We start from the raw sequence: 13381 nt of genomic DNA, 5'->3' as shown, positions 1-13381 counted from the left end.
TTGAGGTTTTGAATGGTATTTGCAAAAACCTGGCGAGCGCTTGCTGTCCTGACGGTCTGCCTGTCCGGCGCCCAATATGCCGAGGCCGACGCGCCGCTGCTGTACACCCTGAATGCTGCCAAGGCATTGCCCGGTGACGGTCACAGTTGGGGTTTCGCCGCCCTGCAACCACAGAGCGCGCAACTGTTCGTCGCCCGCCGCGAAAACGGTTTGTCGGTGTTCGACGTTGAGCAGCAGAAACTGCTGAAGACCCTCGACAACTCAACCGGCGCCAACGCCGTCGCCTTCGTACCGGAACGCAACCGCGCCTATGTCGCCAACATGGATGGAACGCTGGGCGTCGTGGCACTGGATCGGCTGCAAGTGCTGCAACGGCTCAAGCTCGATTCGGGCAACCTCAACAACCTTGTGTACGACGCCAGTCGCGACCGGTTGATCGTCACCAGCGGCCGGCGCGGCGATCATTCGACGCTGTATCTGATCGATGCCAAGACCGATCGCCTGACCGATGCGGTAGACATTCCAGCGCAAAAACTCGACGGCCCGGTGATCCTTGAAAACGGCCACTTCATCGTCCCTATGCGCGACGAAGATAAAGTCGCCGTGCTTTCAGGGGCGAAGCTTGAACAGCAGCAATTCTGGACATTCAAGGGTTGCAGCAAACCCAGCGCACTGGCCGTCGACGAATCGCTTCAACGCCTGTTCGTGGCTTGCCGTGGCGCTGACCCGACTCTGGTGGTCGCCGACCTGAAAACCGGCAAGGCCTTGAGCACCCTGCCCCTCGGCCGCGCCGTGAATGCACTGGCTTACGATGGGGTGAAAGACCAGTTGCTGGTGCCCAGCGGCGCCGACGCCAGCCTTGCGATTGTCCAGCGCGACACTCAGGGGCAATACCAGTTGCGCGGCAGCGTCGGGACCCGGCCATGGGCGCACAACATGGTGCTCGACGCCCAACGCGGTCAGGTCTACCTGTTCACTGCCGACTTCACCCAACCGGCACCGAGCCGGGAGCAACCCAAACCCGACCCGGCATTTCACCCCGACACCTTCACCGTTCTGACCTACAAGGCGCAGTAAGCGTCAGGATGCCTCGATGACCTCGGCGGCTTGCGTCTTGCGCCGCCGACGCTCGAACCACAGGTAAACCACCGGCGTGGTGTAGAGCGTCAGGATCTGCGAAACCGCCAGACCACCGACAATCGCAATGCCCAGCGGCTGACGCAACTCCGAACCGGCACCGTGCCCGAACGCCAGCGGAACCGCGCCCAGCAATGCCGCCAGCGAAGTCATCAGGATCGGCCGCAAGCGCAACAGGCATCCTTCCCTCACCGCTTCACGGGGCGACAAGCCACGCTGCTGCGCCTGCAGAGTGAAGTCGACAATCATGATCGCGTTCTTCTTGACGATGCCGATCAGCAGAATGATCCCGATCATCCCCAGCACCGACAGATCCTGCCCGCACAGCATCAAGGCCAGCAGCGCGCCGAAACCGGCGGACGGCAAGGTCGAGATGATCGTCAGCGGGTGGATCGCGTTTTCATACAACACGCCGAGCACGATGTAGACCGTCAGGATTGCCGCCAGAATCAGCCACGGTTGCGACTTCAGCGAATCCTGAAACGCCTGGGCCGTGCCCTGGAAACTGCCCGCCACGGTGTCAGGCATCGCAACCGCCAGCGACGCCTGATTGATCGCGCTGACCGCCTCGCTCAGGGCATGCCCCGGCGCGAGGTCGAACGACAGGGTAATGGCCGGGAACACGCCCTGATGGTTGATGATGATCGGCACCTGTTCGGTCTTGAGACTGGCCAACAGGTTCAGCGGCACCAGTGCCCCGGAGCTGGCGCGAACGAACAGGTGCTCAAGGGTTGCGGTGGACGTTTGCCAGCTCGGGTCCAGCTCCAGAATCACATGGTTCTGATCCAGCTGCGTGAACATGGTCGCGATCTGCCGCTGGCCAAACGCGTCGTACAGCACGTCATCGATGGCTTGCACGGTCACGCCCAGACGCGCAGCGGTCGGACGATCAATCACCAGCGTCGATTGCGGGATGGCCTGCTGCTGGTCGGAAGTCACGTGCTGCAATTGCGGCAAAGTCTTGAGTTTGGCCAGCAGCACCCTGCTCCAGTGATCCAGCTCGACGCTGTCCGGGTCTTGCAGGGTGTACTGATACTGGGTCTTGCTGGCCCGGCCGCCGATCTGGATGTCCTGGTTGGCCTGCATGAACACCTTGACCCCGGACAACCCGTCCAGCGCCGGTTGCAGGCGCTGGATGACCTGCACGGCGCTGGCCGTGCGCTCACTGAACGGCTTGAGGTTGATCATCACCTTGCCCTGACTGACCGTCGGGTTCGGGCCGATCCAGAAATACACCCGCGCCACCGCCGGATCCTGACCGATGATCTCCGCCGCACGGTTGACCTGCGCGCGCATGGCCGTCGGCGAAATGTCCGCCGCCGCTTCCGCCACGCCCTGGATCAGACCGTTGTCCTGCTGCGGAAAGAATCCCTTGGGAATCCCGACATACAGCACCGCCGTGGCCGCCAGCGTGGCAATGGCCACCGCCATGGTGATGCGCTGATGGTCCAGCACCCAGTCCAGGCTACGCCGATAGCCGTTGTGCAACCGGTCGAACACCCGCTCGCAGGCCTGGGCAAAACGCCCCTCCTCCTGATCGGCATGGGGTTTGAGCAGCCAGGCGCAGAGCATCGGGGTGATGGTCAGCGAGACGATGCCGGACATGATGATCGCCACGCTGACGGTCACCGCAAACTCACGCATCAAGCGCCCGACGATGCCGGACATCAACAGGATCGGCAGGAACACCGCAATCAACGACACCGTCATCGAGACGATGGTGAAGCCGACTTCGCGCAAACCATCGACCGCCGATTGCAGGCGCGACTTGCCCATTTCCAGGTGCCGGACGATGTTTTCCATCACCACAATGGCGTCGTCCACCACAAACCCGACGGCAATCGCCAGGCCCATGATCGACAGGTTATCGAGGCTGTAGCCGAGCAGAAACATGACGCCGAACGTCGCCACCAGCGACAGCGGAATGGTCAGGCTGGGAATCAGCGTGGCGGTGGCCTTGCGCAAGAACACGAAGATCACCACGACCACCAGCGCAATCGACAACAGCAAGGTGAACTGCATGTCATTGACCGACGCTTCGATGGTCTGGGTGCGGTCGCCCACCACTTGCACCTGTACGTCGCGGGGCAAGGACGCGGTCAGCTCGGGCAACTTGGCCTTGATCGTCGCGATGGTCGACAGCAGATTGAAACCCGGTTGCTTGTGGATGTCGACGATGACCGTCGGTTCGCTACCCAACTGCGCGGCTTGCTGGGTGTCCTCGGCTCCAGCGATCACCCGGCCCAGATCGCCGAGCTTGATCGGCATGCCGTTTTTATAGGCGACGACCTGATCGCGATAATGCTGCGGATCGAGCAACTGGTCGGTCGCGCCCAGGGTGATCGAACGGCTCTGGCCATCGAGCGTGCCTTTGGGTTGGTCCAGGGTGCTGACGCCAATCACGCTGCGTACGTCTTCAAGCGTCAGACCGCGAGCAGCCAGCGCATCAGGATCAATCTGCACGCGCACCGCCGGTTTCTGCTCGCCATGGAAATCCACCAGCCCGACGCCGGGCATTTGCGACAGGCGCTGGGCGATGTAGTTGTCGGCGTAGCGATCCAGCTCCGGCAGCGTGCGGGTCGGCGACGTCACCGCCAGCGACAGCACGGTGCCTTCCGCCGGGTTGACCTTGTTGAAGGTCGGCGCGCTGGACATGGTCTTGGGCAGGTTCGGCGTGGCGGTGTTGATCGCCGTCTGTACATCCTGGGCGGCACCGTCGATGTCCCGTGACAGGTCGAATTGCAGCACCACCTGGGTCTTGCCGGCGGCGCTGGACGAGGTCATTGATGTGACTTGCGGCACGGCGGCGAAGGCCCGTTCCAGTGGGGTTGCCACCGACGAGGCCATGGTTTCCGCGTTCGCCCCGGAGAGTTTGGCGGTGACCTGAATGGTCGGGAAATCCACTGTCGGCAGCGGCGCCACCGGCAACTGGAAGTAAGCGAAAGCCCCGAGCAGCATGACGCCGAGCGCCAGCAGGCTCAGCCCCACACGCCGTTGAATCAGTCCGGCCAGCGCATTCATCGGGCGGCCTCCGCCAGATCGGCGCTGGTGTCGGTCTTTACCGGCACCACCTTCAACCCCGGTGCGACCCGCGACTGGCCCTGCACCACCACGGTTTCGCCGGCATTCAAGCCCTGACGAATCCACTGCTTGCCGTCCACCACATTGGCGGCGTCCACCAGACGCGGCTGTACCCGCTGATCGGCATCGACCACATAGACGAAATTGCCCTGACGCCCCAATTGCACCGCATCGGCCGGGACAACGGCCACGTCGCGATGGGTCTGCACCAGCAGGCGCGCACTCACTAGTTCACCCGGCCACAGTTTGGCGTCAGCGTTGTCGAACTGCGCCTTGAGCTGGATCTGCCCGCTGGCCGCCGTCACCTGGCTGTCGATGAAGCTCAAATGACCTTTGGCGATTTCCTGCTGGCCATCGCGGGTCATGGCGACCACTTGCAAGGCACCTTTGGCGTTCTCTTCGAGGATCTCCGCCAGTTCGTCCTGGGACACGGCGAACGCGACGGAGATCGGATTCATCTGGGTGATCGTCACCAGCCCCGTCGCCTCGGCACCGTGGGCAATCGCGCCGACGTCCAGCAGGCGCTGGCCGGTGCGGCCGGTCAGCGGCGCCTTGACCTGAGTGAACTCCAGTTGCAGCCGCGCCGCATCCAGTGCCGCCTGATCGGCCTGCACCGTCGCCTGTTGCGCGGCCAGTTGTGCGCGGTAGGTGTCGACGTCCTGGGTCGGCCCGGCTTTTGCGGCTGCAAGTTTGCTGGCCCGGTCGAGATTGACCCTGAGGTTCGCCAGTTGCGCCTGATCCTTGGCCAGCAGCGCCTGAGCCTGAGCGACCTGAGCCTGATAGACCCGCGGGTCGATCACCGCCAACAGGCTGCCGGCGGTGACGGTCTGCCCTTCGTTGAACAGGACCTTCTGCAACTCGCCGTCCACCCTCACCCGCACATTGACGCTGTTGAGCGCCTGCACGTTGCCGATGGCACTGATCCACACCGGCAGATCCTGTCGGCTGACCTTGCTCATCTGTACCGGAATCGCGCCGGCATTAGTTTTTACCGGCGCAGCGTGAGCCTGTTTGATCCATTGAAAACCGCCGACGGCCACCGCCAGCGAAAGTGCCGCGACGCCCAGGAAAACGGTGCGACGACGTGGGTGCAGGACAGTCATGGATGAGTCACCTGAACAGAAGAATTGAGTGCCAGAGCGTCAGCGGAAAAATCCCCGCCCAGGGCCCGGAACAGGCCGACCGCCGCTTGAAGGTGTTGCAGACGGACCTGCAACAGCGTGTCTTCGGCCTGATATTGCGTGCGCTCGACGATCAGCAGCGTCTGGAAGTCGGTGGAGCCGAGGCGGTAGCGAACCTGCGCCAGACGCGCCGCTTCCCGCGCCGAATCCACTGCCGAGGCGTTCAACGCGTAACTCTTGTCGAGTTCACGGGCAGCGCTGATCTGGGTTTCGACGTCTTGCAGGGCTTCGACGATGGACTCGCGATAACTGGCGGTCAGTTCCTGAACGTGGGCCTGATCGAAATGCAGTTGGCCCTTGAGCTGGCCACCGGCAAACACCGGCTGGCCGAGGGTGCCGATGACGCTCCAGATCTGCCCGCCAGCCAGGGTGTCGATACCGCCCAGCAGGTCCAGCGACAGATTGGGCAGGAACGCCGCACGGGCCACGCCGACATCGAAGTTGGCAGACTTCAGCCGCGCTTCGGCAGCCTGAATGTCCGGCCGCTGACGCAGCAGGCCGATGGGCAGACCGGTCGCCGGTTGCGGCACCCGCACGGCGCCGAGGCTGTCGCCCTGCAAATGGAAACCCTCGGGCGGCGCGCCTACCAGAACCGCGAGTTGATACAGCGCCTGATCCCGTTGTTGACGCAGCGGCGGCATTGCCGCTTCAAAGGTCTGCATGGCGTTGCGCTGCTGAGCGACTTCGAGGTTGGAAACGGCGCCCTGACTGGCCTGGATTTCCACTAGGTCCAGCACTTGCCGGGCATCGTCGGCGATGGACTGGGCCAGACGCAGGCGCTCTTCCAGCGACAGCACCTGAAAGTAACTGTCGGCGATGCTCGCGCTCAGGCTCATGCGCAGGGTCTGGGCATCGAATGCCGTGGCGTTGGCCAGGGCATCGGCTGAGTCGGCGGCGGCGCGCTGTTTGCCCCAGAAATCCACTTCATAGGTGGCTTCGGCAAACACGCTGCGCTTTTGCGTGGTACCGTAGTTGTTCTGGCGCTGATAGTTGCCGCCCAGATTCAGCGCCGGATATTGCCCGGCGCCGGTGACCTGCGCGGAGGCCCGCGCCTCGTCGATACGGCTGATCGCCGCTTTGAGGGTGAAGTTGGAGGCCAGCCCACGGTCGATCAATTGATCCAGCTCGGCGCTGTGAAACTCGCGCCACCATTGACCGCCCGCAGCGGATTGACCGCCAGAAGCCGCGTTCCACTGCTGGGCCAGCGGCAACTCGGGCTGCCGATACTCGGGCACCATCGAACAGCCGCCGAGGGTCAATACGCCCAGCAGGATCAGCGTCGCTGATGATTGAAATGCAACGCGCCGTCTGCGCGCCTTGGTCTTTGGAACCGACATGAGCAAGCTGTCTCCCCGCTTGAGCCTTTGTGGAGCGATCCACGAATGCGGCGAAGATAGCGAGGGGTGCCTGCCAGAGCGTTCCCCGGCAGATAAACTTTTGTTTAGCCTTGCTCGGGCGTCGTCTGGAAGCTGTAGCCGGCGCCGGGGATGGTCCTGATCAACGAATAGTCGAAACCGTCATCGAGTTTGCGCCGCAATCGATGGATGTGTTTGTCGATGACGTTGTTGTTGGGGTCGAAATCGTAATCCCAGGCACTGTCGAGCAGCATGTCGCGGGTGACGATCTGGCCGCTGTGGCGCATGAGTTTTTCCAGCAACAGGGCTTCGCGGTGCTGCAAGGCAATCACCTTGCCTCGGCGTACGGCCGTGCGTGTCGCACAATCCAGCTGCAACTCGCCAACCACCAGTTGCCGCGCTGGCCCCGCGACCTGATCGCGCCCGCGCAGCAAGGCTTCGAGCCGCGCCAGCACTTCGGCGAAGGCATAAGGTTTGGCCAGATAATCATCACAACCGGCCTGCAAGCCTTCGACCTTTTGCTCGGTCGAGGCCTGGGCACTGAGCATCAGGATCGGCACCCGCACCTGCCGGGCGCGCAAGGCCTTGATCAAGCCGATGCCGTCGAGTCCGGGCAGGCGCCGGTCGACGATCAGCACGTCGTGAATGCCTTCCAGCGCCATGTCCAGACCGCTGTTGCCATCGCCGGCGACGTCGACCACATGCCCGCTTTCACTCAAACCGCGCAGCAGGTAAGCAGCGGTCTGGGCATCATCTTCAACCACGAGAATGCGCAAGGCACCTACTCCATCAAGCCAACCTGAACTTTTATTTATCCGGCGGGAACGTGGCGCAACCGCAGGCTTTGCCACACTATGCCATCTCTGCCTGATGATGTGAGTGGTTCAAAAGCCATGACCCATGTTCTGGTCGTCGAGGACGACTTGCCCACCCGCCGCGAAATCGAAGCGGCGCTGACTGACCACGGTTTCACCGTGAGCAGCGTCGATAATGGTCGTGAAGGCCTGTTGAAAGCCCTCGGCGAGCCGTTCGACCTGATCGTGCTCGATCGCATGCTGCCCGGCGGCCTCGACGGTCTGGGCGTGCTCACCGCGTTGCGGGCCGCCAGCGTCAACACCCCGGTGCTGATCCTCAGCGCCCTGAGTGCGCTGGATGAACGGGTACGCGGCTTGCGCGCCGGTGGCGACGACTACCTGACCAAACCTTTCGAATTCATCGAGCTGACCGCCCGCCTGGACGCCTTGAACCGGCGCCGGGCCGAACCGGTGGCCGTGACTCAGGAAACCCGCCTGAAGGTCGGTAACCTGGACGTCGATCTGCTGAGCCGCACCGTGCGCCGTGGCGAACGCACCATCGATCTGGTGCCCCGGGAATACGCGCTGCTCGAACATCTGGTGCGCCACGCCGATCAGGTGGTGACCCGCACCATGCTCTTCGAAGCGGTGTGGAATTACAGCTACGACGAGCGCACCAACGTGATCGAAGTGCACATGAGCCGCCTGCGTCGCAAGGTCGATGGCGACGGCGAGCCGCCGATGATCCATACCATTCGTGGAGCCGGGTATGTCCTCCGTTCACCTGAGTGAAATCCCGCGCACCATCAGTTTTCGCACGGCGTTGCTGTTTCTCGGGCTGTTCGGCTGCTCGTTTCTGGCGTTGTTCGGTTACGTCTACTGGCAGACCGCGTTCTACCTGAAGACCGAAGCCGACACGGCCCTGTATCGACAAGTGGAAAACCGCAGCGCCCAGCCGCCGGAACTGCAATTACAGGAGATCCGCAAACACGCCCTGCAGGACGTCGAAGCACGCCTGCCCCACAGCCTGTTCGATGCCGACGGCAAATTCATTGCCGGTGTGATCAAAGAACTGCCGCCCTTCTCTGCTTATGACAAGCCGCAGGAGTTTCGCTGGCTCAAGTCCAACGGGCATCACCGACCGGTGCGCTTCATCGTGCATAAACTGGCGGACGGCAAAACCTTGCTGGTCGCCCAGGACGTTCACGACATTCGCGAGTTCGACGAACTGCTGATCAACGCGCTGATTTCCGGTGGCCTGCTGCTGTTGCTGGTCGGGTTGCTCGGCGCCGTGGTGCTGGGTTATTCGGCACACCGACGGCTGGACAAGGTCAGCCGCTCGATCAAGGGCATCATCGAAGGTGACTTGAAAGGACGTTTGCCGGTCAAGGGCAACAACGATGACATCGACCGCCTCGCCTCGGTGGTCAACAGCATGCTCGATGAACTGGAGCGTTTGATGAGTGAAGTCAAAGGCGTGTGCGACGACATCGCCCACGACCTGCGCACGCCCCTCACGCGCCTGATCGCCGGCCTGGAGCGCACCCAGCGCAGAGGTCTGGATGAGGAGCAATATGCTGCCAGCATCGACGCGGCGCTGACCGAGGCCAAAGCCTTGCTGCTGACTTTCAAGGCACTGCTGCGGATTTCGGAAATTGAAAACAGCGCCCGCCGCAGCCACTTCGCTCCGCTGGATCTGAACCTGATCAGTGCCGATGCCGCCGAACTCTACGAACCCTTGGCCGAAGAACGCGGCATCAGCCTGACCATCGAAAACAGTCAGGCCCCCGCGATCATGGCTGGCGACGCACAACTGCTGTTCGACGCCCTGTGCAACCTGCTTGACAACGCCATCAAGTTCTCGCCCGACCACAGTCAGGTGCGCCTGAGCGTGATTGCCGATCAGGACAACGTCGGAATCCGCGTCACCGACAACGGCCCCGGCATTCCCCCGGCCGAACGCGAGGCGGTGTTGCGCCGGTTGTACCGCGCCGAATCCAGCCGCCATACGCCGGGCAACGGGTTGGGTTTGAGCATGGTGTCGGCGGTCGCGCGCCTGCATGACATGCGGGTGACGGTGAACGATGCGGCGCCGGGGTGCCGGATTGATTTGTTGGGCAAGGCAACGCCGGCCAGCCATTGAAAACCGACGGGCCTCAACCTACCGACCGTAACCACTCCAGCAAATCCAGCTCCAGGCTGCCCGGTTTGGGAGGCGCAGGCGACAGCAGGCAATAATGCGAGCCGTCTTCAACGAAGCCTGCCGGTGCGGCCAACACCCCGCTTTCGATATCGTCGCGGACCAGATGCCACGGACCGATGGCCACGCCCAGGCCAGCGACAGCCGCCTGAATGCTGAAGTAAAAGTGTTCGAAAGACTGCATTTGCGTCGCAGGAACAGACAGGCCCGCTGCGAAGGCCCACTCCTGCCAGGCCGTGGGTCGGCTGCTCGTTTGCAACAGAGGCGCCGTGGCATGCAGGCCTTTGGCGCTTTCATCGAACCACTCACCGACTTTATCCGGACGACAGACTGGCCCGACCTTCTCGGCAAACAAGCGCTCGGTGTGGTAACCCGGAGGCCGGGGGAAATCGTCGCGCCGAATGGCCAGGTCAATTCCTTGTTCAAATGAAAACGGACCGCCACCCGCCACCAAATGAATGTCCAGGCCGTGATGCTGTTTCTGGAAATCACTCCAGCGCGGAATCAACCAGCGCATCAACAGCGTCGGCTCGCAGGACAGGACCAGCCGCCGCGTACGACGTGCCTCAGTGCGGATCTCACGGACGGCCTGGTTCATCACCCCCAACCCTTCGCTCACCGCTTTCAGCAGTCGCCTCCCCGGCTCAGTCAGGAAAACCCTTCGCTGGCGCCGCTCGAACAGGTCAACGCCCAGATCCTCTTCCAGCAGGCGCACCGCCCGGCTGATGGCGCCGGGTGTCAGATGCAGTTCGTCAGCCGCACGGGCGAAGTTCTCGAACCGGCCTGCGGATTCGAAGCAACGCAGTGCCAGCAGAGACGGCATACGCCCCTCGGTAAACGGTGAGTCAGACTCACCATCAGCTTCAGAAATCATCGTTAGTTCCAGCGTTCGCTATCTGTAAACATGGCTTTCTATCACCAACCCACCCAAGGTTCCACCATGAGCGAATGGATAGTCGTAATCACCATTACCCTGCTGGCATGCATCAGCCCCGGACCGGACTTCGCCCTGGTCTCGCGCAACGGCTTGCTGCTCTCCCGACGCGCAGGCGTACTTACGGCGATGGGCATTGGCCTGGGCGTGCTGGTGCATGTCGGCTACACCCTGCTCGGGCTCGGATTAGTGCTGCAAAAATCGCCCTGGTTGTTCAATGCACTGAAACTGGCGGGGGCTGCGTATCTGGTTTATCTGGGCATCAAGATGCTTCGTTCCAGACCTGACGTTCAACAGCCGGATGCTGCGTCACCTGCCCTGTCGGATCTGGCCGCGTTGCGTTCAGGTTTTCTCACCAATGCGTTGAACCCCAAAACCTCGATTTTCATCGTCAGCCTGTTCATGGGCGTCGTCCGGCCGGATACCGGCCTGCCGGTACAAATCGCCTACGGGCTGTTCATTGCCGGCGCGCATGTGCTGTGGTTCAGCCTGGTGGCGCTGTGTTTCTCGGCCGGGCGGGTGCGGGAGAAACTGCTGGCGGCACGGCAGTGGATTGACCGGGCGTTCGGCGGCCTGCTCGTGGGCTTCGGGGTTCTGCTGACGCTGTCTCAGCGATCAGGCTGAACGCATTGCTACACAGCGATACATAACCCCTGTTTCATGACACATCCCCGGTACATGCCGATGCAAAAGTGTGGGCCATCGGAGCCTTCCCTCCGACTCAACCACTCACACAGGCAGGCCTTCTCATGATCAATCAAATCGACACCGTGCTGTACACCGGCAAGACCCGCACCACCGGCGGACGCGATGGCGCCTCGCGCAGTTCCGACGGCAATCTGGACGTCAAACTGTCGCCACCGGGCTCCAACGGCAGCGGCACCAACCCGGAACAACTGCTGGCGGCCGGCTGGTCGGCGTGTTTCATCGGCGCCATGGGCAAAGCGGCGGCTGCGCTGAAGATCAGGCTGCCGGCGGATGTGGCGGTGGAAACCGAAATCGATCTGGGCAAGACCGGCGACGCATTTTTCCTGCAGGCACGCTTGAATGTCAGCCTGCCGGGGCTGGAGCCCTCGGTCGCTCAGTCGCTGGTGGAAGCTGCGCACCAGACCTGCCCTTACTCCAAGGCCACGCGCGGCAACATCGACGTGACCCTGCGGCTGATCTGAATCCCGATCCTCCCTATACGCCCGAGGCAGTGCCTCGGGCGTTTTGTTTGACCGGGACAGAAGCACCCGCCTGCCCATGCTGACGGGTGGTCACCAGCCCGATAAAGGAAATGGCCAGCGCCAGGCCAATGGTCGACGTCACTTCCAGGCGATGCTCCGGCGTCAGCATCATCACCGCGAGCGCGGCGCAGATGAACGCCATCACCAGATAGGTCAGCCACGGAAACAGCCACATGCGAAAGGTCAGCTCGACATTCTGCCGAAGCAGCATCCGCCGCATACGCAACTGAGAAACCGCGATCACCAGGTACACTAGCAACGCGATGGCACCGGAACTGGCGAGCAGGAATTGAAACAGGCCGGCGGGCATGAAGTAGCTGAGCAACGTCACCCCGGCGCCGATGACGCTGCTGGCAATCACCGCCGCCCTCGGCACGCCTGCACCGGAAGTCACTTTCAACGCGTGCGGTGCGTCGCCGCGCAGCCCCAGTGAAAACAGCATGCGCGAAGCGATATAGATCGACGAGTTCATGCAACTGGCCACGGCGATCAACACCACCACATCGACCATGAATTTGGCGTGGGGAACGTTCATCAACTCCAGTGCGCGCTGATAGGAACCGACGGACGCCAAAAGCGGATCGTTCCACGGCACCACGGAAATCACCACGAAAATCGACAGCAGATAGAACACGCCGATGCGCCAGATCACCGAACGCGTAGCCTTGGCGATGTTTTGTGCCGGATTGTCCGATTCGGCGGCGGCGATGGTCACCGCCTCGGTGCCGATGAAACTGAACATGATGGTGATAAAGGCGCCGACCACCGCCGACAAACCATTGGGGGCGAACCCGCCATGTTCTTCCATCAAGCGGCTCAGGCCGCTGGCTTCACGCTCGGGAATCCAGCCCATCAGCACGGCGAAACCCACGCCGATGAAACCGATGATCGCCACGACCTTGGCCATGGCGAACCAGAATTCGAACTCGCCGTACTTGGAAACACTGAACAGGTTGGTGATCACCAGCAGAATGATCGACACCAGCGCAAACAGCCACGCATCGACCTGGGGAAACCACTGATTCAAGACGTGCCCGGCGGCCAGTGCCTCGATGGGAATGACCAGCACCCAGAACCACCAGTAGAGCCAGCCGATGGTGAAGCCGGCCCAGCGGCCGATGGCCTGATCGGCGTAGGTGGAAAACGATCCGGTGTCCGGTCGGGCCACCGCCATTTCCCCCAGCATGCGCATGACCAGCACCACCAGCAGGCCGGAAAACAGATACGCCAGCAACACCGCCGGCCCCGCCGCTGCTATGGCGTGCCCGGAACCGACAAACAACCCCGCGCCGATGATTCCTGCAATTGACAACATGGTCACGTGGCGAGGCTTGAACCCCTGCGCCAGTTGACCGCTCGATTCCTTCGAATTCAGGCTGTTCATTGTTTTTGTTGTTCTCTGATGGACGCCTCACCTTACGTGGCTGAAGTTCAACGCAAATAGCCCGGGTGCGGCATGCCGATGCCTGA

The 13381-nt window shown here is 62.4% G+C and carries 11 protein-coding genes; 5 read left to right on the top strand and 6 right to left on the bottom strand.

From position 1 onward, the window contains the following. Positions 1–12: 12 nt before the first annotated feature. Positions 13–1077, top strand: coding sequence for a YncE family protein (locus R1A29_RS12130; protein ID WP_438301623.1), 1065 nt, complete (start codon positions 13–15; stop codon positions 1075–1077). A gap of 3 nt (positions 1078–1080) precedes the next feature. On the opposite strand, the gene R1A29_RS12125 is transcribed toward R1A29_RS12130, so the two are convergent. From R1A29_RS12125 to R1A29_RS12110, 4 genes are all read right to left on the bottom strand, one after another. Then, positions 1081–4158: an efflux RND transporter permease subunit gene (locus R1A29_RS12125; protein ID WP_438301622.1), complete on the bottom strand. Its 3078-nt coding sequence runs from the start codon at positions 4156–4158 to the stop codon at positions 1081–1083. Continuing rightward, complete coding sequence (locus tag R1A29_RS12120; RefSeq protein ID WP_438301621.1) at positions 4155–5321, bottom strand: efflux RND transporter periplasmic adaptor subunit; 1167 nt, start codon at positions 5319–5321, stop codon at positions 4155–4157. The genes R1A29_RS12125 and R1A29_RS12120 overlap by 4 nt, the downstream gene beginning before the upstream one ends. Next, positions 5318–6736 carry an efflux transporter outer membrane subunit gene (locus R1A29_RS12115; protein WP_438301620.1) on the bottom strand — a complete coding sequence of 473 codons (1419 nt, stop codon included), beginning with the start codon at positions 6734–6736 and terminating at the stop codon, positions 5318–5320. The genes R1A29_RS12120 and R1A29_RS12115 overlap by 4 nt, the downstream gene beginning before the upstream one ends. 104 nt (positions 6737–6840) lie before the next feature. Next, positions 6841–7530 carry a response regulator transcription factor gene (locus R1A29_RS12110; RefSeq protein WP_114882989.1) on the bottom strand — a complete coding sequence of 230 codons (690 nt, stop codon included), beginning with the start codon at positions 7528–7530 and terminating at the stop codon, positions 6841–6843. 117 nt (positions 7531–7647) lie between these two features. On the opposite strand from R1A29_RS12110, the gene R1A29_RS12105 reads away from it, so the two are divergent. Both R1A29_RS12105 and R1A29_RS12100 read left to right on the top strand, forming a co-directional pair. After that, a complete protein-coding gene (locus tag R1A29_RS12105; protein WP_119430041.1) occupies positions 7648–8340 on the top strand; it encodes a response regulator transcription factor in 693 nt (230 codons plus the stop codon). Continuing rightward, positions 8318–9691, top strand: a complete 1374-nt coding sequence (locus tag R1A29_RS12100; protein ID WP_438301619.1) for an ATP-binding protein — start codon at positions 8318–8320, stop codon at positions 9689–9691. The genes R1A29_RS12105 and R1A29_RS12100 overlap by 23 nt, the downstream gene beginning before the upstream one ends. Before the next feature lie 13 nt (positions 9692–9704). Here the strand turns inward: R1A29_RS12100 and R1A29_RS12095 are convergent, their stop codons facing one another. Further along, the gene (locus R1A29_RS12095; protein WP_438301618.1) at positions 9705–10622 is read right to left on the bottom strand and encodes a LysR family transcriptional regulator; all 918 of its coding nucleotides are present in this window, start codon (positions 10620–10622) and stop codon (positions 9705–9707) included. A gap of 66 nt (positions 10623–10688) precedes the next feature. On the opposite strand from R1A29_RS12095, the gene R1A29_RS12090 reads away from it, so the two are divergent. Then, on the top strand, positions 10689–11306 hold the full coding sequence (locus tag R1A29_RS12090; protein WP_438301615.1) for a LysE family translocator: 618 nt from the start codon (positions 10689–10691) through the stop codon (positions 11304–11306). 125 nt (positions 11307–11431) lie between these two features. Further along, positions 11432–11851 (top strand): organic hydroperoxide resistance protein, encoded by a 420-nt coding sequence (locus R1A29_RS12085; protein ID WP_085709867.1) that lies wholly within the window; start codon positions 11432–11434, stop codon positions 11849–11851. Between the two features lie 13 nt (positions 11852–11864). Here the strand turns inward: R1A29_RS12085 and R1A29_RS12080 are convergent, their stop codons facing one another. Beyond that, positions 11865–13295, bottom strand: a complete 1431-nt coding sequence (locus tag R1A29_RS12080) for an amino acid permease (protein ID WP_408985314.1) — start codon at positions 13293–13295, stop codon at positions 11865–11867. Between the last annotated feature and the right edge of the window lie 86 nt (positions 13296–13381).

The organism is Pseudomonas sp. NMS19W (assembly GCF_051554255.1).
GTDB lineage: Bacteria > Pseudomonadota > Gammaproteobacteria > Pseudomonadales > Pseudomonadaceae > Aquipseudomonas > Aquipseudomonas kribbensis.
The sequence above is the reverse complement of the archived record's forward strand: the minus strand, read 5'-3'. Positions and strand labels throughout refer to the sequence as shown.